Below are 24,637 nucleotides of genomic sequence, written 5' to 3'. Positions count from 1 at the left end.
GCGTTTTTTTGAATTAGTAATATTTATTTTTAATTTTCTCTATATTTTTTAAAGAAAGATGGTTCACAGAATATAGTTTTCATGCTAATATAATCATATCTGTATTAAAAAGTATAGGTTTGAAATCCATTTGAAATTGGAGGTATATAGAAATGAAAGGTAGTATGAGTACAGATCTGGGGATTATTACAATCAACCCGGAAGTAATTGCGAAGTATGCAGGTTCCGTTGCAGTAGAGTGCTTTGGAGTTGTAGGTATGGCAGCGGTGAATATGAAAGACGGTCTTGTAAAATTATTAAAAAGAGAGAGTCTGACTCATGGGATTCAGATTGAAATATCAGATGAGAACAGTTTAACTTTGAATTTTCATGTGATTGTTGCTTATGGTGTAAATATTCTGTCTGTGTCAGATAATTTGATGAATAATGTAAAATATAAAGTAGAAGAGTTCACCGGTATGACAGTCGATAAAATTAACATCTTCGTTGAAGGTGTCAGAGTGATTGATTAAGGAGGATATTGATCGTGGCAACGAATTCGATAAATGCAGAGCTGCTTACAAAGATGTTTCTTGCAGGAGCAGCAAATCTGGAAGCTAAAAAAGAATATATTAATGAATTGAATGTATTCCCGGTTCCAGACGGAGATACAGGTACAAATATGACACTTACAATTATGTCAGCTGCAAAAGAAGTACAAAGTTTGGAGTCTGCAGATATGACAGCACTTGCGAAAGCAATTTCGTCCGGTTCATTAAGAGGAGCAAGAGGAAACTCTGGAGTTATTCTTTCTCAGCTTCTTCGCGGATTTACAAAAGAAATTAAAGAACATAAAGAAGTAGATGTGCAGGCATTGGCATCAGCGTGTGAACGTGCAACAGCAACTGCTTATAAAGCGGTTATGAAGCCAAAAGAAGGGACAATTCTGACAGTGGCAAAAGGGGCGTCAGAGAAAGCCCGTGAGATGGCCGAGACAACGGACGATTTGGAAGTATTCATTCCGGAAGTTATTGCATATGCAAAAGAAGTTCTTTCTAAAACACCTGAGATGCTTCCAGTATTAAAAGAAGCAGGAGTTGTGGATTCTGGCGGACAAGGTCTTCTTGAAGTGTTGAATGGTGCATATGATGCTTTCCAGGGTAAAGAGATTGATTATAGTGCAATTGAATCCAGTGCAGGAACAACGATGGTTAAGCCGGATGCACAGGCACAGGCAGATATCAAATTTGGATATTGTACAGAATTTATAATTATGACAGAAAAACCATTTACAGAGAAAGATGAGCATGAATTTAAGGCTTTTCTGGAATCTATAGGTGATTCAATTGTATGTGTGGCAGATGAAGATATTGTTAAAATCCATGTGCATACAAATGATCCGGGACTGGCAATTCAGCGAGCCCTTACTTATGGACAGCTTTCGCGTATGAAGATTGATAATATGAGAGAAGAACATCAGGAAAAATTAATCCGTGATGCAGAAAAACTTGCAGCAGAGCAGGCAAAAAAAGAGCCACGTAAAGATGTGGGATTTATTGCTGTATCTATCGGTGAAGGAATGAATGAGATTTTCCGTGAGCTGGGAGTTGATTATATTATTGAAGGCGGTCAGACAATGAACCCAAGTACAGAAGATATGTTGACTGCAATTGATCAGGTCAATGCAGATCATATCTTCATTCTTCCGAATAATAAGAATATCATTCTTGCAGCAAATCAGGCGCAGGCACTTACAGAGGATAAAGATATTATCGTAGTTCCAACAAAGACAGTTCCTCAAGGAATTACAGCAATCATTAACTATGTGCCTGAAGAGGATGCAAAGGCTAATGAAGAGATGATGAAAGAAGAAATTCAGAATGTTAAGACGGGGCAGGTGACTTATGCAGTCCGTGATACACACATCGATGATAAGGAAATTCACGAAGGAGATATCATGGGTATCGGGGATGCAGGAATCCTTTCAGTAGGGCAGTCTGTAGAAGCAACAACAAAAGAAATGTTGTCGTTAATGGCAGATGAAGACAGCGAATTGATCAGTATTTATTACGGACAAGATATTCAGGAAGAAGATGCAGAGAAACTTGCATCTGAAATTGAAGAATTATATCCAGAAGCAGATGTGGATCTTCATTGTGGAGGACAGCCAATTTATTATTATGTGCTGTCAGTAGAGTAAAAAGTAAGACAGCTCTATAAAACAGAGATAAAAAGAGATTTAATGGCAGATCGGTTTTCTATATGAAGACTGATCTGTTTTAAAATATAAGGTGATATAAAAGATGAATGAGACAGCAAGGATCAGTACCCTGAAAGGAATTGGAGAGAAGACAGAAAAGATATTTCAAAAAGCAGGAATCTATACAATTGGAGATTTGATCAGATATTTTCCAAGAGGTTATGATGTGTATGAAGAGCCCGTGCCGATCAGTGAACTGGAAGAAGGAAAAACAATGACTGTTACCGGGAGCATTTATGGGAGAATCCAGGTGGGCGGAAGTCCCAAGATGCAGATTACAACAGTATATTTAAAAGATATTACAGGAACACTAAAGGTTATATGGTTTCGTATGCCATTTTTGCGAAATACATTGTCAAAAGCAGGGGTAATTACGCTTCGAGGGCGTGTTATCCGAAAAAAAGAAGGGCTTGTAATGGAACATCCGGAAGTGTTTTGCCCTGCATCCAAATATGAGCTGAAACAAGATACGCTTCAGCCGATTTATCCATTAGTTACCGGGCTTACTAATCACGCAGTGATGAAAGCAGTCAGGCAGGTGTTGGAAGAGTGTGATGTGGGAGAGGGAATCTTGCCAAAAGATATGGTGAGGGAATATCAGTTTTCTGATTACCGCCGGGCAATTTATGGGATTCATTTTCCGAAAGATAAAGAAGAATTTTATCATGCGAGAAAACGACTTGTCTTTGAGGAATTTATGCTGTTTATTCTTTCACTTCGTATGCTGAAAGAAAGCGAGGAACGTGCTTTAAATCCGTATTGTTTTCGCGAGCAACCGCAAATCGAGAAATTTTTAAGCAGTCTGCCATTTGAACTTACGAATGCACAAAAAACAGTCTGGAGAGAAATAAAAAATGATATAGCAGGAGTCCATGTGATGTCGAGACTTGTGCAAGGGGATGTAGGTTCTGGAAAAACTATTGTTGCATTGCTCGCAATGATGTATACAGGACTAAATGGATATCAGGCTGCGATGATGGCACCAACAGAGGTTTTGGCAAGACAACATTTTGAAAACATCAATCATATGCTGCAGGAATATGAGATTCCATTGAAAGTGGGGCTTTTGACAGGGTCTATGACAGCCAGACAAAAAAGAATGGTTTATGAAGAAGTTGAATCAGGTGGCATTCAGTTGGTTATAGGCACACATGCATTAATCCAGGAAAAGGTGATTTACAAAAATCTGGCCCTGGTCGTGACAGATGAACAGCATCGTTTTGGGGTAAAACAACGTGAAACTTTAGCAAATAAAGGTGTAAGTCCACATATTCTTGTGATGAGTGCGACACCGATTCCAAGAACTTTGGCAATTATATTGTATGGGGATTTAGATATTTCTGTAATAAACGAGCTCCCGAAAAATAGACTTCCGATAAAAAATTGTGTCGTTGATACGGGCTATCGCAATACAGCGTATCGGTTTATAAAAAATCAGATAGCACAGGGAAGACAATGTTATGTGATTTGTCCTATGGTTGAAGAAAGTGAGACACTTGAAGTAGAAAATGTTACAGATTACACGGAAAATTTGCAGGAGATATTGGGTGTAAACATTAAGGTACAATGTCTTCATGGTAAAATGAAGCAGTCTTTGAAAGATGAAATTATGGAAGCATTTTCAAAAAATGAAATTCAAGTATTGGTCTCAACAACTGTAATTGAAGTCGGAATCGATGTGCCGAATTCGACAGTCATGCTGATTGAGAATGCAGAGCGATTTGGACTGGCACAGTTACACCAGTTGCGTGGTCGAGTTGGAAGAGGAAAGTATCAATCATACTGTATTTTTATGAGTGCGTCAAAATCCAAAGAGACAAAAGAACGCTTGGATATTTTAAATAAATCAAATGATGGATTTTTTATAGCGAGTGAAGACTTGAGGCTTAGAGGTCCCGGAGATTTATTCGGAATCAGGCAGAGCGGTATTCTTGATTTTAAGCTTGGGGATGTCTTTCAGGACTCGCAGGTGCTTCAACAGGCAAGTGAAGTTGCAAATCTGATTCTGGAAGAAGATCCACAACTTGAAAAAGAAAAATATCAATCTTTAAAACAAGAAGTTCAAAAAATCATTCAGGGAGGAATGCTTGAGACAACACTGTAATAAAAAGATTTGAGTGTAGAAATTAAAACAGGTAAAAATTCCCAGTGTAAAAGTTTGAATCCTTCATATACTATGAGTGTAACAACACAGTTACAACAAAAAACGTAACGAAAAGAGAGTTACAAAAAGACGCAAAAGGAGGAAACAAACATGGCAAATCGTTCATCAAACAGAGCAGCTGTGCCAGAAGCGAAAGGTGCATTAGACAAATTTAAATATGAGGTAGCAAGTGAACTTGGAGTTCCGTTGTCAGATGGATACAACGGAGATCTGACATCAAAACAGAATGGTTCTGTTGGCGGATATATGGTTAAAAAGATGATCGAGCAGCAGGAAAAACAGATGGCAGGTAAATAACAACCATAGAAAATATGAAGAAAAGGCACTTAGGAATTGACCTAGGTGCTTTTTTCTGCTAAAATTCACCATGTTAGACAGGAGGAGTCTTATGAGAGTAATAGCAGGAAGTGCAAAACGATTACAATTAAAAACACTGGATGGGATGGAGACGAGACCGACGACGGATCGAATTAAAGAAACATTGTTTAATATGATATCCCCATATATTTATGACAGCATATTTTTAGATTTGTTCAGTGGAAGTGGAGGAATCGGGATAGAGGCGCTTAGCAGAGGTGCGAAAGAAGCGGTATTTGTGGAAAAGAATCCTCGTGCGATGGAATGCATTAAAGAAAATTTGAAATATACAAAATTAGATAAGAAAGCAATGACTATGACAAAGGATGTCATGACAGCTTTATATCAGTTGGAAGGTGAAAAAACTTTCGATTATATTTTTATGGATCCGCCATATGATCAGGAACTGGAGAAGAAGGTACTGTCTTATTTATCTGAATCAAATCTGGTTTATGAAGATACTGTAATTATTGTAGAAGCTTCATTGGATACAGATTTTTCTTATCTGGAACAGATGGGATTTCGGATGATTAAAACAAAAGAATATAAAACAAACAAACATGTCTTTATAGAAAAAGAGGGGAAACAAGAAATATGTTAAGAGCAATATATCCGGGAAGCTTTGATCCGGTTACAAATGGACATCTGGACGTGATTAGAAGATCTAGCAAAATGGTTGACGAATTGATTGTCGGAGTGCTGAATAATAATGCTAAAATGCCGTTGTTTTCTGTCGAAGAACGTGTTAGAATGTTAGAGGAAGTGACAAAAGATATACCAAATGTTCGGATTTATCCTTTTGATGGGTTGTTAATTGATTTTGCTGCCAAGATGGAGGCAGGGGTTGTAATTCGTGGCTTGCGTGCAATCACAGATTTTGAATATGAGTTACAGATGTCCCAGACGAATCACAAACTGAATCCGGACGTTGAGACCATATTTTTGACGACTAGTATAGAATATTCATATTTAAGTTCTACAACTGTAAAAGAAATTGCTTCTTATGGTGGAGATATTACACAGTTTGTGCCGGAAGCGGTAGTTGGAAAGCTTGAACAGAAGATGAAAGAAAAAAGGAGAGTATAATCATGAGCAGTCGTATTGAACAGATTATTGAAGAGATTGAAGAGTACATAGACAGAGATTGTAAATATCAGCCATTGTCTACTACTAAAATTATTGTTAACAAAGAGCATTTAGATGAATTGTTAAGAGAGCTTCGTATGAAAACACCAGATGAGATCAAACGCTATCAGAAGATTATCGCTAATCGAGATGCTATTCTGGCAGATGCACAGGCAAAAGCTGATGCTATGATCGAAGAAGCACAGGTACAGACAACAGAACTTGTAAGTGAACATGAGATTATGCAGCAGGCATATGCACAGGCAAACGAGATTGTAACACAGGCTACTGCACAGGCACAGGAGATTGTTGATAATGCAACATCTGATGCAAATGCAATTCGTATGGGAGCAATTCAATATACTGATGATCTCCTTTCTAATGCTGAGAACATTATTGGACATACTTTAGATAGCTATTCTACAAAATATGATGGACTGATTAATTCATTGCAGGAGTGTTATGATGTAGTGCGTTCAAATCGTGCAGAACTTGTACAGGATGATGGACTTGTTCCGGAAGATGTAGATGCATAGAAGTGCTCATAGTGATTTAAAATAGAGAGATCAGTATGAATTAAATTTTACAATAAAGCATACATAGAATACTGGCGGTCACTGCGGCTGCCAGTTTTTGTTTTGTGTAGGAATATATGGACAGACCGGTATCATGAAGCATACAATTAGTTTGGGCAACAGAGCAGAAACCGCCAAAGGCTGTGAGTCCTACACACAGAATATATCGTGTTTGGAATGAGAACGGAAGATTCGCAAGGAGTTTGAGTCCGTTTGTAATTTCAAGAGAAGAAAAGATTATCTGGAAAACAGGGGAACGGAATGGAATTTGCAGACAAAGTGTTAGCAAGACAGAAAAAAATATGATATATCCGCCTATTTTTAGAAGTGATTCAAAGCTATCAAGAACTGCAAGGTCAAAGGCCTCTATAGACCAGACTGGTTTGTGGAATGGAAAATGCTTATTTAAAGGTGTAAAATGATAGCGTTTACGTTCGAAAATACTGATGAGGTATGATGAGAAAAATAAAATAAAGAGCGTAGGGAACAAAAGTTTCTCTTGGTTTAATGTTTTAAGTACAAGATAATTCATAATAAAAGAAGGGCTTGTGTTGTTACAGAAAGACAACAAATAGCGGCCCTCTTCTTGTGAGATGAGCCCATCACGTACAAAGTCCGCAACTGTTTTCGCACCGAGAGGATAACCACACAAAAATCCAACCAGAATACAATAACTGGAAGGTTTGGATACACCGAATATATAAGAAATAAAACTGCCAAACATGTTTGTGATGTAGCAGATATTTTTTGTGGATAAAAGAAACGTGCTCAATAAGAGAAAAGGAAACAAAGTAGGAATAATAATGTGAAACCAGAGCAGGAGTCCGTTTGAGGCACCAAGTAAAACTGGCTTTGGGAAAATAAGCATAAATATAAATATGATAACAGTGGAAATACCAAGAAAAGTTTTTTGCATAAAGACTACTCCATTTTGATGACCTAAGAGAAAGTGGGTTGGTAAAGATATATGAAACAACTTGATTTTTTATGATTCCTGTGACACAATGAAATATGATATGATTATTGTATATACTGTAAAAAACAGTGAAAATAAAGACACGAGGAATGCAATAGAATGATAAAATTACCGGAAAAATTTGAGAATAAAATGAAAGAATTACTGCAGGATGAATATGACAAATATTTGCAGTGTTATGATGAACCGCGCTATTATGGACTGCGTGTGAATACAAATAAAATATCAGTAGAAGATTTTTTGAAGATTGCGCCATGGCCATTAACACCGGTTCCATGGATAGCGAATGGATTTTATTATGATGGGGATAAAATACAGCCATCGAAACATCCATATTATTTTGCCGGATTGTATTATCTTCAGGAGCCAAGTGCAATGACGCCTGCAAGCCGTATTCCGGTTGAACCGGGAGAACGTGTTCTGGATGTATGTGCTGCTCCCGGTGGGAAAGCTACAGAATTAGGAGCAAAATTAAAAGGAGAGGGTGTACTGATTGCCAATGATATCAGCAATTCAAGAGCAAGGGGGTTGCTTAAAAATCTGGAACTGTTTGGTATTGGAAATATGATGGTGATCAGTGAGGAACCGGGAAAACTTGTGGAATATTTTCCGGAGTATTTTGACAAAATACTGATTGACGCACCATGTTCCGGAGAGGGAATGTTCCGAAAAGATAAAAAGATGGTAAAGGCGTGGGAAGAACATGGGCCGGAATTCTTCTCTAAATTGCAAAGAGGTATAATTACACAGGCAGCAGCGATGTTGAAGCCGGGTGGAATGATATTATATTCAACTTGTACTTTTGATCCATTGGAAAACGAGAAAACAGTAGAATACCTGCTTGAGACATGTCCTGAGTTTAAAATTTGTGAAATGGAGGGATATGAGGGATTCTGTGAAGGAATTCCGAAATACGTTGAAGATCATAGTGAAGAATACCGTAAAACAGTTCGTATTTTCCCACATAAGATGCAAGGAGAAGGTCATTATCTTGCTTTAGTAAAGAAAGGTGATGACAATACAGAAAGAAAAAATGAAAAACCAGCAAAATCTAAAAGTGGGGCGAAAAAACTTCCGGAAGAATTGGAACAGTTTTTAAAAGAGCTGGCGTGGGATGTTGACAAATCTCGATTGGATATTCGCGAGGAGCGTGTTTACTATATGCCAGAGAATCTTCCGATGTTAAAAGGAGTGCGTTTTCTTCGTTCAGGACTTTTATTAGGAGAAGTGAAAAAGAACCGTTTTGAGCCAAGTCAGGCACTTGCAATGTGTTTAAAAAAGGAGGAATATCCACGCATATTAGATTTGCCGGTGTCGGACGACAGAGTAATAAAATATTTAAAAGGGGAAACACTGGATGTAGAAGATATTACTTCAAGGAAAGAAAAAGGATGGTATCTTGTATGTGTGGATGGTTATCCGTTAGGCTTTGGAAAACTTGCAAACCAGACGTTGAAGAATAAATATCTTCCGGGTTGGCGTTGGATGTCATAATAAGGAACACTTTTAAAGGCCGGTGTTAAGCATTTAAAGTAGGAGAAGAAAGATGAAAATTAGATTGGATAAGTATCTTGCTGATATGGGGAAAGGTACACGAAGTGAAGTAAAGAAAGCAATCAGTAAAGGACTTGTCCGGGTAAATAATGTGATTGTCAAAAAACCGGAAACAAAGTTGGATACAGATTCAGACCATGTTCTGTTTGACGGAGTTTTGGTGGGATATGCACAGCATGAATATTATATGTTGAATAAACCGGCCGGTGTGATTTCAGCAACGGAAGATAAACGTGAAAAAACAGTAATTGATTTAATTATAGAAAAGAAGAGAAAAGATCTTTTCCCTGTCGGAAGACTTGATCGAGATACAGAAGGATTGTTGCTTATTTCAAATGATGGTGAACTTGCACATAGACTTTTGTCACCATCAAAGCATGTGGATAAAGTGTATTATGCAAAAATTGATGGTGAGGTAACAATTGAAGATGTAGAGGCATTTCAACAAGGGGTTGACATAGGGGAAGAAAAATTGACTCGTCCTGCAAAGCTTCGGGTTTTAAAATCAGGAACACAGTCAGAAATTGAGCTTACGATATGTGAAGGTAAGTTTCATCAAGTAAAGAGAATGTTTCAAGCAGTAGGAAAAGAAGTAGTATATTTGAAACGTCTTCAGATGGGAACATTGATTTTAGACGAATCATTGAAGCCAGGAGAATATCGTGAATTGACAGAACAGGAGATTGCAGATTTATGTTTTTACCAATAAGTAAAGAAGATATGAAGAAGAGAGGATGGAAGCAGGTAGACTTCGTATATATAATTGGAGATGCCTATGTGGACCATCCTTCTTTTGGTCATGCAATTATAAGCAGAATATTGGAATCCAGGGGATATAAAGTGGGAATTATATCACAACCAGACTGGAAAGACAAAAATAGTGTAACAATTTTTGGAGAACCAAGACTTGGTTTCCTTGTGTCGGCGGGAAATATGGATTCTATGGTAAACCATTATTCTGTTTCGAAAAAAAGAAGACCGTCTGATGCGTATACACCAGGAGGTGTGATGGGAAAGCGACCAGACTATGCGGCTGTTGTATATGGCAATCTGATTCGTCAGACTTATAAGAATACACCAATCATTCTGGGTGGAATCGAGGCAAGTTTGCGCCGACTGGCACATTATGATTATTGGTCAGATAAAGTAAAGCGTTCTGTTCTTTTGGATTCAGGAGCAGATATGATTTCTTATGGAATGGGCGAGCGCTCTATTGTAGAGATTGCAGATGCATTGAATGCAGGGATCGAAATACAGGATCTTACGTATTTAGACGGAACGGTTGTAAAAGTGAAAGACCTTGATTCTATATATGATGCTGAGATTTTACCTGGTTTTGAGGAAATAAAGGAAAGTAAAGAAACTTATGCCAAAAGTTTCTACAAGCAATATTGCAATACGGATCCTTTTTCTGGAAAAAGATTGGTTGAACCATATAACGAACATTTATATGTAGTGCAGAATCCACCGGCAAAACCACTTACACAGATTGAAATGGATGATGTGTATGCACTGCCTTATATGAGAACCTTTCATCCGTCATATAAAAAAGATGGCGGGATTCCTGCAGCAAAGGAAATACAATTTAGTCTGATCAGTAACAGAGGGTGCTTTGGAGGATGCAGCTTCTGTGCATTGACATTCCATCAGGGACGTATTATACAGACACGTAGTAAAGAATCGCTGGTCCAGGAGGCAAAATTATGTATTCAGGAACCGGAGTTTAAAGGATATATTCACGATGTTGGTGGGCCAACAGCGAATTTTAGACAACCTGCATGTAAAAAGCAATTAAAATATGGGGCATGTACAAATAAGCAATGCTTGTTTCCGGAACCATGCAAGAATTTAGTTGCAGATCATAAAGAATATATTGATATATTGCGTACATTGAGAAGTCTGCCAAAAGTGAAAAAGGTATTTATTCGTTCTGGTATTCGATTTGATTATTTACTTGCAGATAAAGATCCGGCATTTCTAAAAGAACTCTGCGAATATCATGTTAGTGGACAACTAAAAGTTGCTCCGGAGCATGTTTCAGATGCGGTGTTGCAGAAGATGGGAAAACCGAAAAATTCAGTATATGAGACATTTACAAAGAAATTTTACAAGATGAATGAACAGCTGGGGAAAAAACAATATCTCGTACCATATTTGATGTCTTCTCACCCGGGTTCGACATTGAAAGAGGCGGTGGAACTTGCGGAGTATTGCAGAGATTTAGGTTATATGCCGGAACAGGTGCAGGATTTTTATCCAACTCCATCAACAATATCGACATGTATGTATTATACAGGATTGGATCCAAGGACAATGGAAGCAGTTTATGTACCGAAGAATCCACATGAAAAAGCAATGCAAAGAGCACTAATACAATATCGCAATCCAGCAAATTACAATCTTGTAAAAGAGGCGTTGGTTAAGTCAGGAAGAACAGATCTGATAGGATTTGAAGAACAGTGTCTGATACGACCTAGACAATTTGCAAAAGAAAAGCAGGATGCAGAGCCAAAACGTAAAGGCACAAACACAAAAAAGCAAAAAGCAGGGACTCGTACAAATTCAAAAAATAGAGTGGATTCCAAAAACAACAGAGTACGATCTGGAAAGCGAAACAAAACAGAGAAGAGACGATAGGAGGTTGAATATGAAAATAGCAATCGTTACAGGAGCTTCTTCTGGAATGGGAAGAGAATTTGCAAAACAAATTACACATTTCTATAAAAATCTAGATGAAATTTGGATAATTGCCAGACGAAAAGAACGGCTGGAAGAATTAGAAAAAACATTGCTGGTGCCAGTGAGAATATTTTGTGGGGATTTGCTTCATCCTCCGGTTTATCATGAATTAAGGACAGCGTTAGAGGAAGAAAAACCAGATATACGTATGCTGGTAAACGCGGCCGGATTCGGGAAAAGTGGACTAATAGAAGATATTTTAAAGGAAGATCAAAAAGTGCAATTAAAGATGATCGACCTGAATTGTATTGCGTTATCAAGAATGACATTTTTGTGTCTGGAATATATGAAAGAAGGAAGCAGGATTATTAATATGGCTTCTGCGGCAGCATTTTGCCCACAACCAGCGTTTGTTGTGTATGCTGCTACAAAATCCTATGTTTTGAGTTTTTCGAGAGGATTAAACCGAGAACTGAGATCACGCAATATTTACGTAACGGCAGTATGTCCCGGACCTGTAGACACAGAGTTTTTTGAAGTATCAGGCGAACTGGAAAATGTATTGAAAAAACTAACTCTTGTAAAAGCCACAAATGTAGTCAAAAAAGCACTGCAGGATTCAAGAAAGAAAAAAGAAGTTTCTGTTTATGGAATAGCAATGAAATGCGCCAGGGCAGGGGCAAAAGTAATTCCACATTCTGTGATATTAAAAGGAATGACGAGAAAGAAGTAAGGAGATAATATTACAAATGAAGAAAAGAAAAAAAGGTTCTCCGGGATATCTGGATTACAAAAAAAGAATGGAGATTCTTCGTGCAGTGATTTATTTTTCAATCGTTGCAGCAATCATATTATTGGGATACAGCCAGACCCATACGAAGAAGAATTTACTTACAGTGGTTGGGATTGTAGGATGTCTGCCGGCTTGTAAAGTGTTGGTCGGAGTGATTACAAGATGGCCATATCATTCTATTTCTATGGATAAGGCAAAAGAGATTACTCAGAAAGCATCTCTTCTTACTTTAGCATTTGATCTTGTTGTGACAAGTACAGAAAAAATTATGCCAATCGAGTGTGTTGTTATTTCAGGAAATAAAATATTTGGATATGTTTCCGATTCAAAAGTAGATTTGAATTATGCGGCGAAGCATATCAAAACCATTTTGAATCAAAATCAATATGAAGGATTAACAGTAAAATTGTTCGACCAGTATTCTGCATTCCTGGCAAGAGCAGAAGGCCTTAATAATATTCAGGCGGTTGAGAAAGATGATATGAAAGAGTATGAAGAGGGCATAAAAAATATTATTTTAAATATTTCTCTATAAAAGTAGATAAAGAAAAGGATACATTATGCAAGAATTACATGTGACAGAGAATGAAGCGGGGCAACGGTTGGATAAACTATTGGCTAAATTTTTAAATCAGGCTCCAAAAAGTTTTCTATACAAAATGATGAGAAAAAAGAATATTGTTTTGAACGGAAAAAAATGTACAGGAAATGAGAAACTGAAACAAGGTGACAGTATAAAATTATTTTTTTCAGATGAGACAATAGAGAAGTTTTCAGCAGGAACTTATGTAACGCCAAAGAAAGAAAAAATAAATATGCTTCCGATTATATATGAAGATGAACAGGTATTGCTTATGAATAAACCAGTAGGTGTATTATCGCAGAAAGCGAAAGATTCAGATGTATCTGCAGTTGAGATATTGATAAATTATTTAATGGAAACAGACCAGCTTTCCAAAGAGCAGTTTAGAACCTTTCATCCATCCATCTGCAATCGTCTGGATCGGAATACAAGCGGAATTCTGGTGGCAGGAAAAACATTACCGGCACTTCAGGAGATGAATCGTTTCTTTAAAGAGCGTACAATTGCAAAATATTATCGGTGTCTTGTAAAAGGCAGAGTAATAAAAAACGAAGATTATATCAAAGGATATTTGGTAAAAGACCAGAAAACAAACAAGGTAAGTATAACAAAGAAAGAGACCGGAGAAGGTATTTTAATAGAAACAGAATATTGTGTCATTCAGAGTAATGACGAAGTGAGTTTGCTGGAAGTGCATCTTATTACCGGAAAGACACATCAGATTCGAGCACATCTTGCATCCATAGGGCATCCTATTATTGGAGATTACAAGTATGGAGATAAGCAGATTAATGAGATGTATCGACAAGCATATGGACTAAAATCTCAGCTTTTACATGCATACCGATTGGAAATGCCGTCGTCGGATGGAAGTCTGGCATATTTAAATGATAAAAAATTTGTCGCAAAGCTTCCGGATCAATTTATTAAAATCTGTAAGGATAAGGGTGTGTTATAATGGGAACATGGAATTCCAGAGGACTTAGAGGATCTACGCTGGAGGATTTGATAAACCGGACCAATGAGCAGTATGAAGAATTGGGACTTGCATTGATCCAGAAGATTCCAACACCAATTACTCCGGTACAGATAGATAAAGAACATCGGCATATCACACTGGCATATTTTGATAAAATCAGTACAGTAGATTATATCGGTGCAGTGCAGGGGATTCCTGTCTGTTTTGATGCAAAAGAATGTAGTGCGGATACATTTCCGCTGCAGAATGTACACGAACATCAGATTTCCTTTATGGAAAAATATGAAAAGCAGGGAGGAATTTCATTTCTAATCATATATTATACGGCGAAAGATGTGCTGTATTATATGAGATTTGAAGAAATAAAAAAGTTTTGGGAGCGTGCAATGCATGGGGGACGAAAGAGCTTCCGGTTTGATGAGCTGGATTCCCAATATATTATTCAACAGAAAAACAGGGCGTTTATTCCGTATTTAAATTATGTTCAAAAGGATTTAGATACAAGGGATTGACATTCAGAAAGAAAATTCGTATAATAACGTAAGATTTTAGTGTTTTAGCACGATAAAGTGAAGGGGCAAAGAATTATGGAACAGAAATTACATACACCGGAAGGTGTCAGAGACATCTACAATTCAGAATGCAAGAAAAAACTGGCAGTTCAAGATAAACTACATCAGCTTTTGCATTTATACGGATATCAGGATATTCAGACACCTACATTTGAATATTTCGATGTATTCCGAAAAGAAATCGGTACAATTGATTCCAGAGAATTATATAAATTTTTTGATCGCGAGGGTAATACACTTGCGCTTCGTCCGGATATGACACCATCTATTGCAAGGGCGGTTGCAACATTATTTGAAACAGACCGTGTGCCTTTGCGTCTCTGTTATGTAGGTAATACATTTATCAATCGTACAAGTTATCAGGGAAGGCTGAAAGAAAATACACAGCTTGGAGCAGAGCTGATCGGAGATGATTCTATCGAAGCAGATGCAGAGATGATTGCGATGGTTGTAGATGGAATGAAACAGATAGGGCTTTCTGAGTTTCAAGTGAGTATCGGACATGTTGATTTTTTGAAAAGCCTGATGGATGAGACAAAATTGTCGGAAGAAATTAAAGAAGAATTATATTCATTGATCTTGAATCGTAATTTCTTTGGAGTAGAGGAAGTACTTGCAGAAAATCATGTGAGTAAAAAACTCCGTGATGAATTTCAAGTATTGCCTGAATTAATGGGTGGAGTAGAAGTATTGAAAAAAGCATCTGCTGTAGCTACAGACAATAAAGCAAAAAAAGCAGTTGCACGTATGCTTAAAATTTACAAGATCCTTGCTTTTTATGGAGTGGAAGATCATATTACATTTGATATGAGTATGTGTGGTAATTATGGGTATTACACCGGAGTTGTATTTAAGGCATATACATATGGAACCGGAGATGCAGTTGTAAGTGGTGGACGTTATGATCATTTGATTGAAAAGTTTGGAAAGCAGACACCATCGATTGGATTTGCAATTATTATTGATGAGCTGATGAGTGCACTTAGTCGTCAGAAAATTGCGGTTGAAACAGAAAAGACAAATCTTATTGTATATACAGACACCACATTAAAATGGGCCGTTTCTCTTGCAAAAGAATTCCGTCTCAGAGGAAAATGTATGGAATTAATAAAAAGAGAAGAACTGGAATCAAAAGAAGTTTATGTGGAGTATGGAAGACAGATGCATGCAGTTAGTTTAATGTATCTGAATGAAAACAGAACGATTACAATGGTGAACCTGCGGAGCGGGAAAGAACGAGTAATTGATGTAGCAAAGAGGACAAAAACAGAATCAAATTAAGAAATAGAGGGAACACAGATGAGATATTTAACATTTGCTCTGACAAAAGGACGACTTGCAAAGAAAACATTAGAGATGTTAGAAAGTCTTGGAATCACTTGTGAAGAAATGAAAGATAAGGATTCCAGAAAATTGATTTTTGTCAATGAAGAGTTGAAACTTAAGTTCTTCCTTGCGAAGGGACCGGATGTTCCGACTTATGTAGAATACGGAGCGGCCGATATCGGAGTGGTCGGAAAAGATACGATCGTGGAAGAAGGGCGTAAAGTACATGAAGTGCTGGATCTTGGTTTTGGAAAATGCAAGATGTGCGTATGTGGTTACGAAAGCGCACGAGAATTGTTGCAGCATCATGAGCTGATCCGTGTTGCCACAAAGTATCCTAATATTGCAAAGGATTATTTTTATAATAAAAAACATCAGACAGTTGAAATTGTAAAAATGAATGGCTCTATTGAACTGGCACCAATTGTTGGACTTTCTGAAGTAATTGTAGATATTGTTGAAACCGGAACTACGTTGAAAGAGAATGGCTTGGTCGTGTTAGAGGAAGTGTGCCCACTTTCTGCAAGAATGATCGTTAATCCGGTAAGCATGCGTATGGAGAACGAAAGAATTAATGAATTGATTACAAATTTACGTAATCTCTTACAGGAGGAGAAAAATGCGAATTGAGAAATTAGACGAAAATACAAAGAAAAATCTTCTGGAAGATCTTTTGAAACGTAGTCCGAACAGTTATGGTTCTTATGAAGCAAGTGTGCAGGAAATCCTGGATACAGTCAAAGAAAAAAGAGATGCTGCCTTATTTGAATATACTGAGAAATTTGATAAAGCAGTGATTAACGCACAGAATATTCAAGTGACTGAAGAAGAGATAAAGGAAGCTTATGAATGTGTAGATGAAGAGTTACTTAGAATCATAAGAAGGGCATTAAAAAATATTGAATCTTACCATGCAAAACAAATGCAGTATAGTTGGTTTGACAGCAAACCGGATGGAACAATACTTGGACAGAAAGTTACGGCTCTTCAACGTGTCGGAGTTTATGTTCCGGGTGGAAAGGCAGTTTATCCATCTTCTGTTTTGATGAATATTATGCCTGCAAAAGTTGCCGGAGTTGAAGAAATCATTATGGTGACACCTCCCGGAAAAGACGGAAAGGTAAATCCTACAACACTGGTTGCTGCAAAAGAGGCAGGAGCAACAGCAGTTTATAAGGTTGGTGGAGCACAGGCAATTGCAGCACTTGCGTATGGAACAGAGAGTATACCAAAGGTAGATAAGATTGTCGGACCAGGTAATATTTACGTCGCACTTGCAAAGAAGGCGGTATATGGACATGTAAGTATTGATTCTATTGCCGGACCAAGCGAGATTCTTGTTTTGGCGGATGAGACTGCAAATCCACGTTATGTCGCAGCAGATCTGCTCTCTCAGGCAGAACATGACGAACTGGCTTCTGCAATTCTTGTGACAACAAGTAGTGAACTTGCAGAAAAAGTATCAGCAGAGACGGACAAATTTATCCAGGAGTTATCCAGAGGTGAGATTATTCAGAAATCACTGGATAATTATGGGCATATTTTAGTTGCAGATACAATGGAAGATGCAATTGATGCTGCAAATGAGATTGCTTCAGAACATTTAGAGATTATGACAGCAAATCCATTTGATGCTATGACAAAGATTCGCAATGCCGGGGCTATTTTTATCGGAGAATACAGCAGTGAACCTTTGGGAGATTATTTCGCAGGGCCAAATCACATCTTGCCAACAAATGGAACTGCAAAATTCTTCTCTCCATTGTCAGTGGATGATTTTTTAAAGAAATCCAGCATCATTTCTTATTCAAGAAATGCGTTAAGTGAGATTCATGAAGATATTGAAAAATTTGCAGAAGCAGAGCAACTGACAGCACATGCAAATTCTATTAAAGTAAGATTTGAATAAAAGAGCTGATATTATTATTGTTAATAGAAATTAGTAGATAAGGAGATTATCTCAGTGGAAAAAAGAATCGGAAATTGTATAAGAAAAACAAAAGAAACAGATATTGCAATTACAATTAATTTAGATGGACAGGGAAAGAATCAAATTGATACAGGTATTCCGTTTTTTGATCATATGTTAAATGGATTCGCAAGACATGGCCTGTTTGATTTGGATGTAAAGGTAATTGGTGATCTCGAGTTGGATTGCCATCATACTGTAGAAGATACAGGTATTGTGTTAGGACAGGCAATCGCAGAAGCTTTGGGAGATAAAGCAGGCATTAAACGTTATGGTTCATTCCTGCTTCCAATGGATGAGACACTTGCACTTTGCGCAATTGACCTTTCAGGGCGTCCATATCTGAATTTCCAGGCGGAATTTCCGACAGAGCATATTGGTGGATTAGATACTGAGATGATCAAAGAATTCTTTTATGCCGTAAGTTACAGTGCAGCTATGAATCTGCATTTGAAAATTATGGATGGTGGAAACAGTCATCATATGGCAGAGGCTTTATTCAAAGCATTCGGAAAAGCGTTGGATGCAGCAACTATGGAAGAGCCTCGCATGAAAGACGTCTGGTCTACAAAAGGCAGCTTATAAGTTACTGCTTGGAGAGATCCAATAACAGTAACACTTATAAAGGAGTGGTAACATAACATGAGTTATAAGAGACTGACCCCATGTATTTTGATCGATGGGGGTAAAGCAGTTCGCTGGTTTGATGACAAAACAGTGATCGCAGAAGACGTAGTAGAATTGGCAAGGCAGTATAGCGAGCATGGTGCGGATGAGCTGCTTATATTTGATCTGTCCAATTTAGATGAAGAGCACGATATGACGATCGATCTGATGAAAAAGATAAATCGCGTCATTGGAATTCCGATGGTGGTTGGCGGGAATATTTCCCGACAGGAAGATGTGAAAAAAATTCTGTATGCGGGTGCAAAACGTGCAATGTTAAATATGTCAAAACCAATATCGGTAGAATTATTAAAAGAAGTGTCACAAAGGTTTGGCAAACATCGCATTGCTGTATCTATGAATGATTTTGATCAGCTATTTAAGCACCAGCATCTGATTGATGAATCGGCTTCAGAATTGGTATTTATGCATCGTTTGGATCTTGCATCTGTAGAGAATATTACAGATATACCATGTGTTGTTGTGACAGACACAATGGAACAGTCGGAAATTGTGAAAATATTAAAGTCGCAGGGTGTAAAGGGAGTGTCTGGTAAATTCATCAGTCAGCAGGATATGGATTTTAATCAGTTTAAAAATGTCTGTTTAGAAGAAGGAATACAGATGACTTCCTTTGAAAGTATGATGGATTTTTCAGAATTAAAATTAAATTCAGATGGTTTAATCCCAGTTATTGTTCAGGATCATCAGACAAATGAAGTGCTGATGCTTGCATACATGGATAAGGAAGCATTTGAGCATACGATGATGACCGGCAAAATGACATATTTTAGCCGGAGCAGGAAAGCACAGTGGGTAAAAGGAGAAACTTCAGGACATTACCAGTATGTAAAATCTTTAAAAGCAGATTGTGATAACGATACTCTTTTAGCAAGAGTACATCAGATTGGAGCAGCGTGTCATACTGGAAACAGAACTTGTTTCTTTAAGCCGATCGTAGGAAATGATGTCGAGCAAAAGAATCCACTTCAGATTTTTGAGGCAGTATATAATACGATTGTGGACAGAAAGAAAAATCCAAAAGAAGGTTCTTATACGAATTATCTTTTTGATAAAGGGCTGGATAAGATTTTAAAGAAAGTTGGAGAAGAGGCAACAGAGATTGTAATCGCTGCAAAGAATCCAAATCAGGAAGAAGTCAAGTATGAAATTTCTGATTTCTTATATCATATGATGGTGCTGATGGTTGAACGCGGGATCACATGGGAAGATATTACAAAAGAACTTTCTGAAAGATAGAAAAACGATTTGGACAGATAGTTCTAGTGAGCAAAAAAAAGACATAGTATGCAGTAGGGAATACTGTATGCTATGTCTTTTTTGGAGGTGTTATTTATGCCCGGTGAAACGGAAGAACGCAGAAAACAATTATTACACCAGGTGAGAGGAGTAAAGCAATATCAGGGATGGGATATTCCGGCAATACATCCGAGATATAGAAATAGCTATCAATCACTTTATGCAAAAGAAGAACGAACAGAAAAAAGTACTTTTCAGCTGAGATGCGTCATTGCAATTATATGTTTTGCCGGATTTGTATGGATGAAACAAGAGGATGTAAAGATTATAAGTGTAAATAGCACTCAGATTGTTAATCAGATTGGAAAAACGTTTTTACACAATTCTTTTATTGGACAGTAAAATAACAATTTGCTCAATCATAGTAAATTGGAAATAGAGGTTGCAAATTTCTCAACTAAAAGCTATGATTAAACAAGTGACTTTTACAAAAAATAAAAGGAGGAATTCATGAGAAAACTAGCATTAGATGATGAGATATTAATGAAAATCGAGAAGCCTGCCCGTTATATCGGAGGGGAAGTGAACTCGGTTATGAAAGATAAAGAGAATATAGATGTGCGCTTTGCCATGTGTTTTCCGGATGTATACGAAATCGGAATGTCACATCTGGGCATACAGATTTTGTATGATATGTTTAATCGTAGAGAAGATGTCTGGTGTGAACGTGTGTATTCGCCATGGACAGATCTTGATAAGATTATGAGAGAAGAACAGATTCCGTTATTCGCACTGGAATCTCAGGAACCTGTTAAAAATTTTGATTTTCTTGGAATTACAATTCAGTTTGAAATGTGTTATACAAATATTTTGCAGGTATTAGAATTGAGTCAGATTCCGCTTCATAGTACAGAACGAACAGAGGAAGATCCTATTGTGATTGGAGGCGGTCCGTGTGCTTACAATCCGGAACCACTTGCAGATTTCTTTGATTTATTTTATATAGGTGAGGGAGAAACAGTATATGATGAACTGTTAGATACATATAAAAAATGCAAGTCAGAAGGAAAGAGCAGAAAAGAATTTTTGGAAATGGCAGCCGGGATTGAAGGAATTTATGTGCCACAGTTCTATGCGCCGGAATATAACGAGGATGGGACCTTAAAAGCATTTCATAGAATAAATGAACATGCACCTGCAAAAGTGAGAAAACAGGTTGTTATGGATGTGACAGATACAACATATCCAATGAAGCCTGTTGTTCCATATATAAAAGCTACACAGGACAGAGTGGTTCTTGAAATCCAGCGTGGATGTATCAGAGGGTGTCGTTTCTGCCAGGCAGGTATGATTTACAGACCGGTTCGCGAACGTAATGTAGAGACATTAAAAGAATATGCAAGAACAATGTTAGATAGCACCGGACATGAAGAAATTTCACTGAGTTCGTTGAGCTCCAGTGATTATTCACAGCTAGAAGAACTGGTTAATTTCTTGATTGAGGAATTTCCGGGAAAAGGAATTAATATCTCACTTCCGTCACTTCGAATTGATGCATTTTCATTAGATGTTATGAGCAAGGTTCAGGATATCCGAAAGAGCAGTCTGACATTTGCACCGGAGGCTGGTTCTCAACGCATGAGAAATGTTATCAATAAAGGACTGACAGAAGATGATATTATCAATGGTGCAGGAGAGGCATTTGAAGGCGGCTGGACAAAAGTAAAGCTTTATTTTATGCTTGGTCTTCCTGGAGAGACGGAAGAAGATATGAAAGAAATCGCACATTTGTCAGAGCGGGTAGCAAGACGTTATTATGAGATTCCGAAAGAAGAACGTCATGGTAAATGCCAGATTACTGCAAGTTCTTCATTCTTTGTACCAAAGCCGTTTACGCCATTCCAGTGGGCACAAATGTGTACAGCAGAGGAATATATTGAACGTGCACATATAGTACGACATGAATTTCAGGAACAGTTGAACCGTAAGAGTTTGAAATACAACTGGCATGAAGCAGATTTGACTGTGTTGGAAGGCGTATTTGCAAGAGGTGATAGAAAAACAGCAAAAGTATTAGAGGAAGCGTATCGTTTAGGCTGTTTGTATGATTCTTGGTCAGAAAGCTTTAACAATGAGTTATGGATGCAGGCTTTTGAGAATACTGGAATCGATCCGGCATTTTATAATTTGCGTAAACGTGAGATGGGCGAATTATTCCCTTGGGATTTCATTGATATAGGTGTGACGAGAAAGTTCTTAGAAAGAGAATGGAATCGTGCCATGAATGGAGAGGTAACACCGAACTGCCGTCAGCAGTGTTCAGGCTGCGGGGCAGCACAGTTTGGAGGAGGTGTCTGTTATGAAGGCAAGAATTAAATTTAAAAAATATGGTGCACTTCGTTTTATCGGACATCTGGATGTTATGCGCTATTTTCAGAAAGTTATGCGCCGTGCACAAATTCCAATTGCATTTACGGGAGGTTATAGTCCACATATGATCATGTCATTTGCAAGCCCACTTGGAATCGGATTGACTAGTGAGGGAGAGTATTTTGACATTGAACTTACAGAGCCAATTGAAAGTGAAAAGGCTGTACGTCAGATGAATGAAGTTGGTGTAGAAGGAATTGAAGTGCTTAGTTTTCGTCAGATTGCAGAAGAAAAGAAAGCCACCGGTATGGCAATCGTTGCAGCAGCAGATTATCTGGTAGGACTTAGAAAAGGATTGTTTCCGGATAATTTAGAAGAACTGGTTCAAAATTTTATAGCGCAGGATCAGATTGAAGTTTTAAAACAAACGAAGAGAAGCGAAAAAGTCGTAGATATTCGACCGATGATCTATCAGATGAAAATGCAAAACAATTGTTCGGATTGTTTCGAGAGTCTGACAGATACCCGTGTGGTTGCACTTCAACTTGCGGCAGGAAGTGTAGAAAACCTGAAACCTGATTTGGTTATGTCTGCATTTTTGAATTTTGCAGAAATCAAAGATTCCGATGTAATGTGTGCATATCATCGAATGGAAATGTATGCAAATACAGCAGAAGAGGGACAACCGCGGAATCTGGTTTCCTTAGAGAACCTTGGAGAAGAAATTGTAGGAAAGTAGTGAAGAAGATGGAACGAAAAATTCTCATGACAAGAGAAGATGGAATTGTTTGGACATATTTTCAAGAGAATGATGAAATAATTGAAATTCATTGCAATGATATGGAGCAGGCAGAGCAACAAACTCCTGTGCTGGGAAATATTTATATTGGTAAGGTGCAGAATATTGTAGCCAATATCGGAGCGGCTTTCATTGATATTGGAGGCGTAAACTGCTATTACGATATGAGTCAGGCTGAGAATGCATTATTTACAAATAAAATCGGAAAGAAACCTTTGTGCATCGGAGATGAGCTTGTGGTTCAGATAAGCCGGGAGGCAGTAAAAACAAAGGCACCTACAGTAAGCAGTAATCTGAATTTTACAGGCAGATACGCAGTTTTGACATCGGGCAACACAAGAATCGGAGTATCTGCAAAGCTGGCAAAAGCAGAACGTGAAGAGTACAGGCGAAAGCTTGGAGATCTTGCAAATGAAGAATATGGGATTATTGTGCGGACGAATGCAAAAGATGTTCCATTTGATATTGTTCTAGATGAGATTGAGCAGTTGAAGAAACGATATGAATCAATTAAAGAGCATGCAGTACATAGAACCTGTTATTCTTGCTTAGAGATGGCTATGCAGCCGTATTTGTCAGGACTTAAAAATGTGTATACGAATGGTTTGTCAGAAATTCAGGTGGAATGCAAAGATTTGTATGAAGAAGTGCAGTCATATTTTGAAAAAGAACAGCCGGAATTGTTAGAAATATTACATTTTTATGAAAACGATAAGTTGTCGCTTTCAAGTTTATATAATTTGCATACAATCAGAGACAGGGCGATGAATGAACGTGTTTGGCTTAAGCATGGCGGATATCTTGTGATACAGCCAACAGAGGCACTGACAGTGATTGATGTGAATTCAGGAAAATGTGTTTCGAAGAAAAAGACGCCGGAAACTTATTTGAAATTAAATCTGGAGGCAGCGCAAGAGATTGCAAAACAGCTTCGACTTCGAAATATTTCAGGAATTATACTAGTTGATTTTATAAATATGGATGACGATGAATTGATGCAGCAGTTGATTAAAGAAATGCGTATTCTGTGTGGCAAGGATCCTGTTCAGACGACAGTGGTAGATGTAACAGAATTACAGCTTATGGAAATAACAAGAAAAAAAGTGCGAAAACCATTATATGAATGTTGGAGAAAAAGATGAGTAAGAAAGAATTAAAAACAAACGCAATGCGTTTGTTAGACCGATTAAAAATCCCATATGAATATGAAACTTATGAATGCGATGAATTTGTCAGTGGCGTGCAGACAGCAGAACAAATCGGACTGCCACATGAACAGGTATACAAGACATTGGTTACAACTGGTAAGAGCGGGGAGCATTATGTTTTTGTGATTCCAATAGAAAAAGAATTAAATCTCAAAGAGGCAGCAAAGGCGGTACATGAAAAATCAGTTGAAATGCTGCATGTAAAAGACATTACTAAAGTGACAGGATATGTTCGCGGCGGATGTACTGCAATTGGCATGAAAAAGCAGTTTCCGACAGTGATAGACAGTTCAGCAAGGAGTCTGGAAGAAATCTATGTAAGTGGTGGGAAAATCGGAATGCAGTTAAAACTTGCACCCGAAAATTTGAAAAAAGCCGCAAATGCAGAGTTCGCAGATATTATTTTTCATTAAAAAGTGGATTTACAACTTTGAATTTAGCAG

General features: G+C 37.7%; 25 protein-coding genes. 24 read left to right on the top strand and 1 reads right to left on the bottom strand.

Annotated elements, in window-relative coordinates:
- Positions 1-152 precede the first annotated feature (152 nt).
- The 7 genes from D8Q48_RS02370 to D8Q48_RS02340 all read left to right on the top strand — a co-directional run bounded on the left by D8Q48_RS02370 (position 153) and on the right by D8Q48_RS02340 (position 6,421).
- A complete protein-coding gene (locus tag D8Q48_RS02370; protein ID WP_117988934.1) occupies positions 153-512 on the top strand; it encodes an Asp23/Gls24 family envelope stress response protein in 360 nt (119 codons plus the stop codon).
- A gap of 14 nt (positions 513-526) precedes the next feature.
- Positions 527-2,179: a DAK2 domain-containing protein gene (locus D8Q48_RS02365; protein WP_121055266.1), complete on the top strand. Its 1,653-nt coding sequence runs from the start codon at positions 527-529 to the stop codon at positions 2,177-2,179.
- 103 nt (positions 2,180-2,282) lie between these two features.
- Entirely contained in the window at positions 2,283-4,343 is a 2,061-nt protein-coding gene (gene recG, locus D8Q48_RS02360; protein WP_121055264.1) for an ATP-dependent DNA helicase RecG, read from the top strand.
- Between the two features lie 150 nt (positions 4,344-4,493).
- Entirely contained in the window at positions 4,494-4,700 is a 207-nt protein-coding gene (locus D8Q48_RS02355; RefSeq protein WP_022076439.1) for an alpha/beta-type small acid-soluble spore protein, read from the top strand.
- Positions 4,701-4,791: 91 nt separating this feature from the next.
- On the top strand, positions 4,792-5,361 hold the full coding sequence (rsmD, locus tag D8Q48_RS02350; RefSeq protein WP_117988937.1) for a 16S rRNA (guanine(966)-N(2))-methyltransferase RsmD: 570 nt from the start codon (positions 4,792-4,794) through the stop codon (positions 5,359-5,361).
- Entirely contained in the window at positions 5,355-5,846 is a 492-nt protein-coding gene (gene coaD, locus D8Q48_RS02345; RefSeq protein WP_117988938.1) for a pantetheine-phosphate adenylyltransferase, read from the top strand. The genes rsmD and coaD overlap by 7 nt, the downstream gene beginning before the upstream one ends.
- 2 nt (positions 5,847-5,848) lie before the next feature.
- A complete protein-coding gene (locus D8Q48_RS02340) occupies positions 5,849-6,421 on the top strand; it encodes a hypothetical protein (RefSeq protein ID WP_022076436.1) in 573 nt (190 codons plus the stop codon).
- A gap of 40 nt (positions 6,422-6,461) precedes the next feature.
- On the opposite strand, the gene D8Q48_RS02335 is transcribed toward D8Q48_RS02340, so the two are convergent.
- Entirely contained in the window at positions 6,462-7,376 is a 915-nt protein-coding gene (locus D8Q48_RS02335) for a transporter (RefSeq protein WP_121055262.1), read from the bottom strand.
- 159 nt (positions 7,377-7,535) lie between these two features.
- Between D8Q48_RS02335 and D8Q48_RS02330 the strand changes: the two genes are divergently transcribed.
- From D8Q48_RS02330 to ybaK, 17 genes are all read left to right on the top strand, one after another.
- Entirely contained in the window at positions 7,536-8,930 is a 1,395-nt protein-coding gene (locus tag D8Q48_RS02330; protein ID WP_330514189.1) for an RsmF rRNA methyltransferase first C-terminal domain-containing protein, read from the top strand.
- Positions 8,931-8,982: 52 nt separating this feature from the next.
- The gene (locus D8Q48_RS02325; RefSeq protein WP_117988940.1) at positions 8,983-9,699 is read left to right on the top strand and encodes a pseudouridine synthase; all 717 of its coding nucleotides are present in this window, start codon (positions 8,983-8,985) and stop codon (positions 9,697-9,699) included.
- The gene (locus D8Q48_RS02320; RefSeq protein ID WP_121055260.1) at positions 9,684-11,627 is read left to right on the top strand and encodes a YgiQ family radical SAM protein; all 1,944 of its coding nucleotides are present in this window, start codon (positions 9,684-9,686) and stop codon (positions 11,625-11,627) included. Before D8Q48_RS02325 ends, D8Q48_RS02320 begins: the two co-directional genes overlap by 16 nt.
- A gap of 10 nt (positions 11,628-11,637) precedes the next feature.
- The gene (locus tag D8Q48_RS02315; protein WP_121055258.1) at positions 11,638-12,402 is read left to right on the top strand and encodes an SDR family NAD(P)-dependent oxidoreductase; all 765 of its coding nucleotides are present in this window, start codon (positions 11,638-11,640) and stop codon (positions 12,400-12,402) included.
- A 16-nt stretch (positions 12,403-12,418) separates the two neighbouring features.
- Entirely contained in the window at positions 12,419-12,997 is a 579-nt protein-coding gene (locus D8Q48_RS02310; protein ID WP_121055256.1) for a hypothetical protein, read from the top strand.
- A 25-nt stretch (positions 12,998-13,022) separates the two neighbouring features.
- On the top strand, positions 13,023-14,003 hold the full coding sequence (locus D8Q48_RS02305) for an RluA family pseudouridine synthase (RefSeq protein ID WP_121055254.1): 981 nt from the start codon (positions 13,023-13,025) through the stop codon (positions 14,001-14,003).
- A complete protein-coding gene (locus D8Q48_RS02300; RefSeq protein ID WP_121055252.1) occupies positions 14,003-14,536 on the top strand; it encodes a Holliday junction resolvase RecU in 534 nt (177 codons plus the stop codon). The genes D8Q48_RS02305 and D8Q48_RS02300 overlap by 1 nt, the downstream gene beginning before the upstream one ends.
- Positions 14,537-14,611: 75 nt before the next feature.
- The gene (hisZ, locus tag D8Q48_RS02295) at positions 14,612-15,877 is read left to right on the top strand and encodes an ATP phosphoribosyltransferase regulatory subunit (protein WP_121055250.1); all 1,266 of its coding nucleotides are present in this window, start codon (positions 14,612-14,614) and stop codon (positions 15,875-15,877) included.
- Between the two features lie 18 nt (positions 15,878-15,895).
- Positions 15,896-16,552 (top strand): ATP phosphoribosyltransferase, encoded by a 657-nt coding sequence (gene hisG / locus D8Q48_RS02290; RefSeq protein ID WP_117988946.1) that lies wholly within the window; start codon positions 15,896-15,898, stop codon positions 16,550-16,552.
- A complete protein-coding gene (gene hisD / locus D8Q48_RS02285) occupies positions 16,542-17,831 on the top strand; it encodes a histidinol dehydrogenase (RefSeq protein WP_117988947.1) in 1,290 nt (429 codons plus the stop codon). The genes hisG and hisD overlap by 11 nt, the downstream gene beginning before the upstream one ends.
- Positions 17,832-17,885: 54 nt before the next feature.
- Complete coding sequence (hisB, locus tag D8Q48_RS02280; protein ID WP_121055248.1) at positions 17,886-18,476, top strand: imidazoleglycerol-phosphate dehydratase HisB; 591 nt, start codon at positions 17,886-17,888, stop codon at positions 18,474-18,476.
- A gap of 57 nt (positions 18,477-18,533) precedes the next feature.
- Positions 18,534-19,817: a bifunctional phosphoribosyl-AMP cyclohydrolase/phosphoribosyl-ATP diphosphatase HisIE gene (gene hisIE / locus D8Q48_RS02275; protein ID WP_121055246.1), complete on the top strand. Its 1,284-nt coding sequence runs from the start codon at positions 18,534-18,536 to the stop codon at positions 19,815-19,817.
- 96 nt (positions 19,818-19,913) lie between these two features.
- On the top strand, positions 19,914-20,219 hold the full coding sequence (locus D8Q48_RS02270; RefSeq protein ID WP_117988950.1) for a hypothetical protein: 306 nt from the start codon (positions 19,914-19,916) through the stop codon (positions 20,217-20,219).
- Positions 20,220-20,327: 108 nt separating this feature from the next.
- Positions 20,328-22,193 (top strand): TIGR03960 family B12-binding radical SAM protein, encoded by a 1,866-nt coding sequence (locus D8Q48_RS02265; RefSeq protein WP_121055244.1) that lies wholly within the window; start codon positions 20,328-20,330, stop codon positions 22,191-22,193.
- On the top strand, positions 22,177-22,926 hold the full coding sequence (locus D8Q48_RS02260; RefSeq protein WP_117988952.1) for a TIGR03936 family radical SAM-associated protein: 750 nt from the start codon (positions 22,177-22,179) through the stop codon (positions 22,924-22,926). Before D8Q48_RS02265 ends, D8Q48_RS02260 begins: the two co-directional genes overlap by 17 nt.
- An 8-nt stretch (positions 22,927-22,934) precedes the next feature.
- On the top strand, positions 22,935-24,128 hold the full coding sequence (locus D8Q48_RS02255; protein ID WP_117988953.1) for a ribonuclease E/G: 1,194 nt from the start codon (positions 22,935-22,937) through the stop codon (positions 24,126-24,128).
- Entirely contained in the window at positions 24,125-24,607 is a 483-nt protein-coding gene (gene ybaK, locus D8Q48_RS02250) for a Cys-tRNA(Pro) deacylase (RefSeq protein ID WP_117988954.1), read from the top strand. Before D8Q48_RS02255 ends, ybaK begins: the two co-directional genes overlap by 4 nt.
- Positions 24,608-24,637: the final 30 nt, after the last annotated feature.

The organism is Ruminococcus sp. B05, from assembly GCF_003628495.1.
Taxonomy (GTDB): Bacteria; Bacillota; Clostridia; order Lachnospirales; family Lachnospiraceae; genus Schaedlerella; species Schaedlerella hominis.
The sequence above is the reverse complement of the archived record's forward strand: the minus strand, read 5'-3'. Positions and strand labels throughout refer to the sequence as shown.

What these genes read in the sequence shown, in the direction of transcription:
- D8Q48_RS02325 (WP_117988940.1), top strand. Translation starts at nt 8,983, where the DNA reads ATGAAAATTAGATTGGATAAGTATCTTGCTGATATGGGGAAAGGTACA.
- D8Q48_RS02340 (WP_022076436.1), top strand. Translation starts at nt 5,849, where the DNA reads ATGAGCAGTCGTATTGAACAGATTATTGAAGAGATTGAAGAGTACATA.
- D8Q48_RS02270 (WP_117988950.1), top strand. Translation starts at nt 19,914, where the DNA reads ATGCCCGGTGAAACGGAAGAACGCAGAAAACAATTATTACACCAGGTG.
- ybaK (WP_117988954.1), top strand. Translation starts at nt 24,125, where the DNA reads ATGAGTAAGAAAGAATTAAAAACAAACGCAATGCGTTTGTTAGACCGA.
- D8Q48_RS02255 (WP_117988953.1), top strand. Translation starts at nt 22,935, where the DNA reads ATGGAACGAAAAATTCTCATGACAAGAGAAGATGGAATTGTTTGGACA.
- D8Q48_RS02335 (WP_121055262.1), bottom strand. Translation starts at nt 7,376, where the DNA reads ATGCAAAAAACTTTTCTTGGTATTTCCACTGTTATCATATTTATATTT.
- D8Q48_RS02260 (WP_117988952.1), top strand. Translation starts at nt 22,177, where the DNA reads ATGAAGGCAAGAATTAAATTTAAAAAATATGGTGCACTTCGTTTTATC.
- hisZ (WP_121055250.1), top strand. Translation starts at nt 14,612, where the DNA reads ATGGAACAGAAATTACATACACCGGAAGGTGTCAGAGACATCTACAAT.
- D8Q48_RS02330 (WP_330514189.1), top strand. Translation starts at nt 7,536, where the DNA reads ATGATAAAATTACCGGAAAAATTTGAGAATAAAATGAAAGAATTACTG.
- D8Q48_RS02370 (WP_117988934.1), top strand. Translation starts at nt 153, where the DNA reads ATGAAAGGTAGTATGAGTACAGATCTGGGGATTATTACAATCAACCCG.
- D8Q48_RS02310 (WP_121055256.1), top strand. Translation starts at nt 12,419, where the DNA reads ATGAAGAAAAGAAAAAAAGGTTCTCCGGGATATCTGGATTACAAAAAA.
- D8Q48_RS02305 (WP_121055254.1), top strand. Translation starts at nt 13,023, where the DNA reads ATGCAAGAATTACATGTGACAGAGAATGAAGCGGGGCAACGGTTGGAT.
- recG (WP_121055264.1), top strand. Translation starts at nt 2,283, where the DNA reads ATGAATGAGACAGCAAGGATCAGTACCCTGAAAGGAATTGGAGAGAAG.
- hisG (WP_117988946.1), top strand. Translation starts at nt 15,896, where the DNA reads ATGAGATATTTAACATTTGCTCTGACAAAAGGACGACTTGCAAAGAAA.
- hisD (WP_117988947.1), top strand. Translation starts at nt 16,542, where the DNA reads ATGCGAATTGAGAAATTAGACGAAAATACAAAGAAAAATCTTCTGGAA.
- D8Q48_RS02355 (WP_022076439.1), top strand. Translation starts at nt 4,494, where the DNA reads ATGGCAAATCGTTCATCAAACAGAGCAGCTGTGCCAGAAGCGAAAGGT.
- hisIE (WP_121055246.1), top strand. Translation starts at nt 18,534, where the DNA reads ATGAGTTATAAGAGACTGACCCCATGTATTTTGATCGATGGGGGTAAA.
- D8Q48_RS02315 (WP_121055258.1), top strand. Translation starts at nt 11,638, where the DNA reads ATGAAAATAGCAATCGTTACAGGAGCTTCTTCTGGAATGGGAAGAGAA.
- rsmD (WP_117988937.1), top strand. Translation starts at nt 4,792, where the DNA reads ATGAGAGTAATAGCAGGAAGTGCAAAACGATTACAATTAAAAACACTG.
- D8Q48_RS02320 (WP_121055260.1), top strand. Translation starts at nt 9,684, where the DNA reads ATGTTTTTACCAATAAGTAAAGAAGATATGAAGAAGAGAGGATGGAAG.
- D8Q48_RS02300 (WP_121055252.1), top strand. Translation starts at nt 14,003, where the DNA reads ATGGGAACATGGAATTCCAGAGGACTTAGAGGATCTACGCTGGAGGAT.
- coaD (WP_117988938.1), top strand. Translation starts at nt 5,355, where the DNA reads ATGTTAAGAGCAATATATCCGGGAAGCTTTGATCCGGTTACAAATGGA.
- D8Q48_RS02265 (WP_121055244.1), top strand. Translation starts at nt 20,328, where the DNA reads ATGAGAAAACTAGCATTAGATGATGAGATATTAATGAAAATCGAGAAG.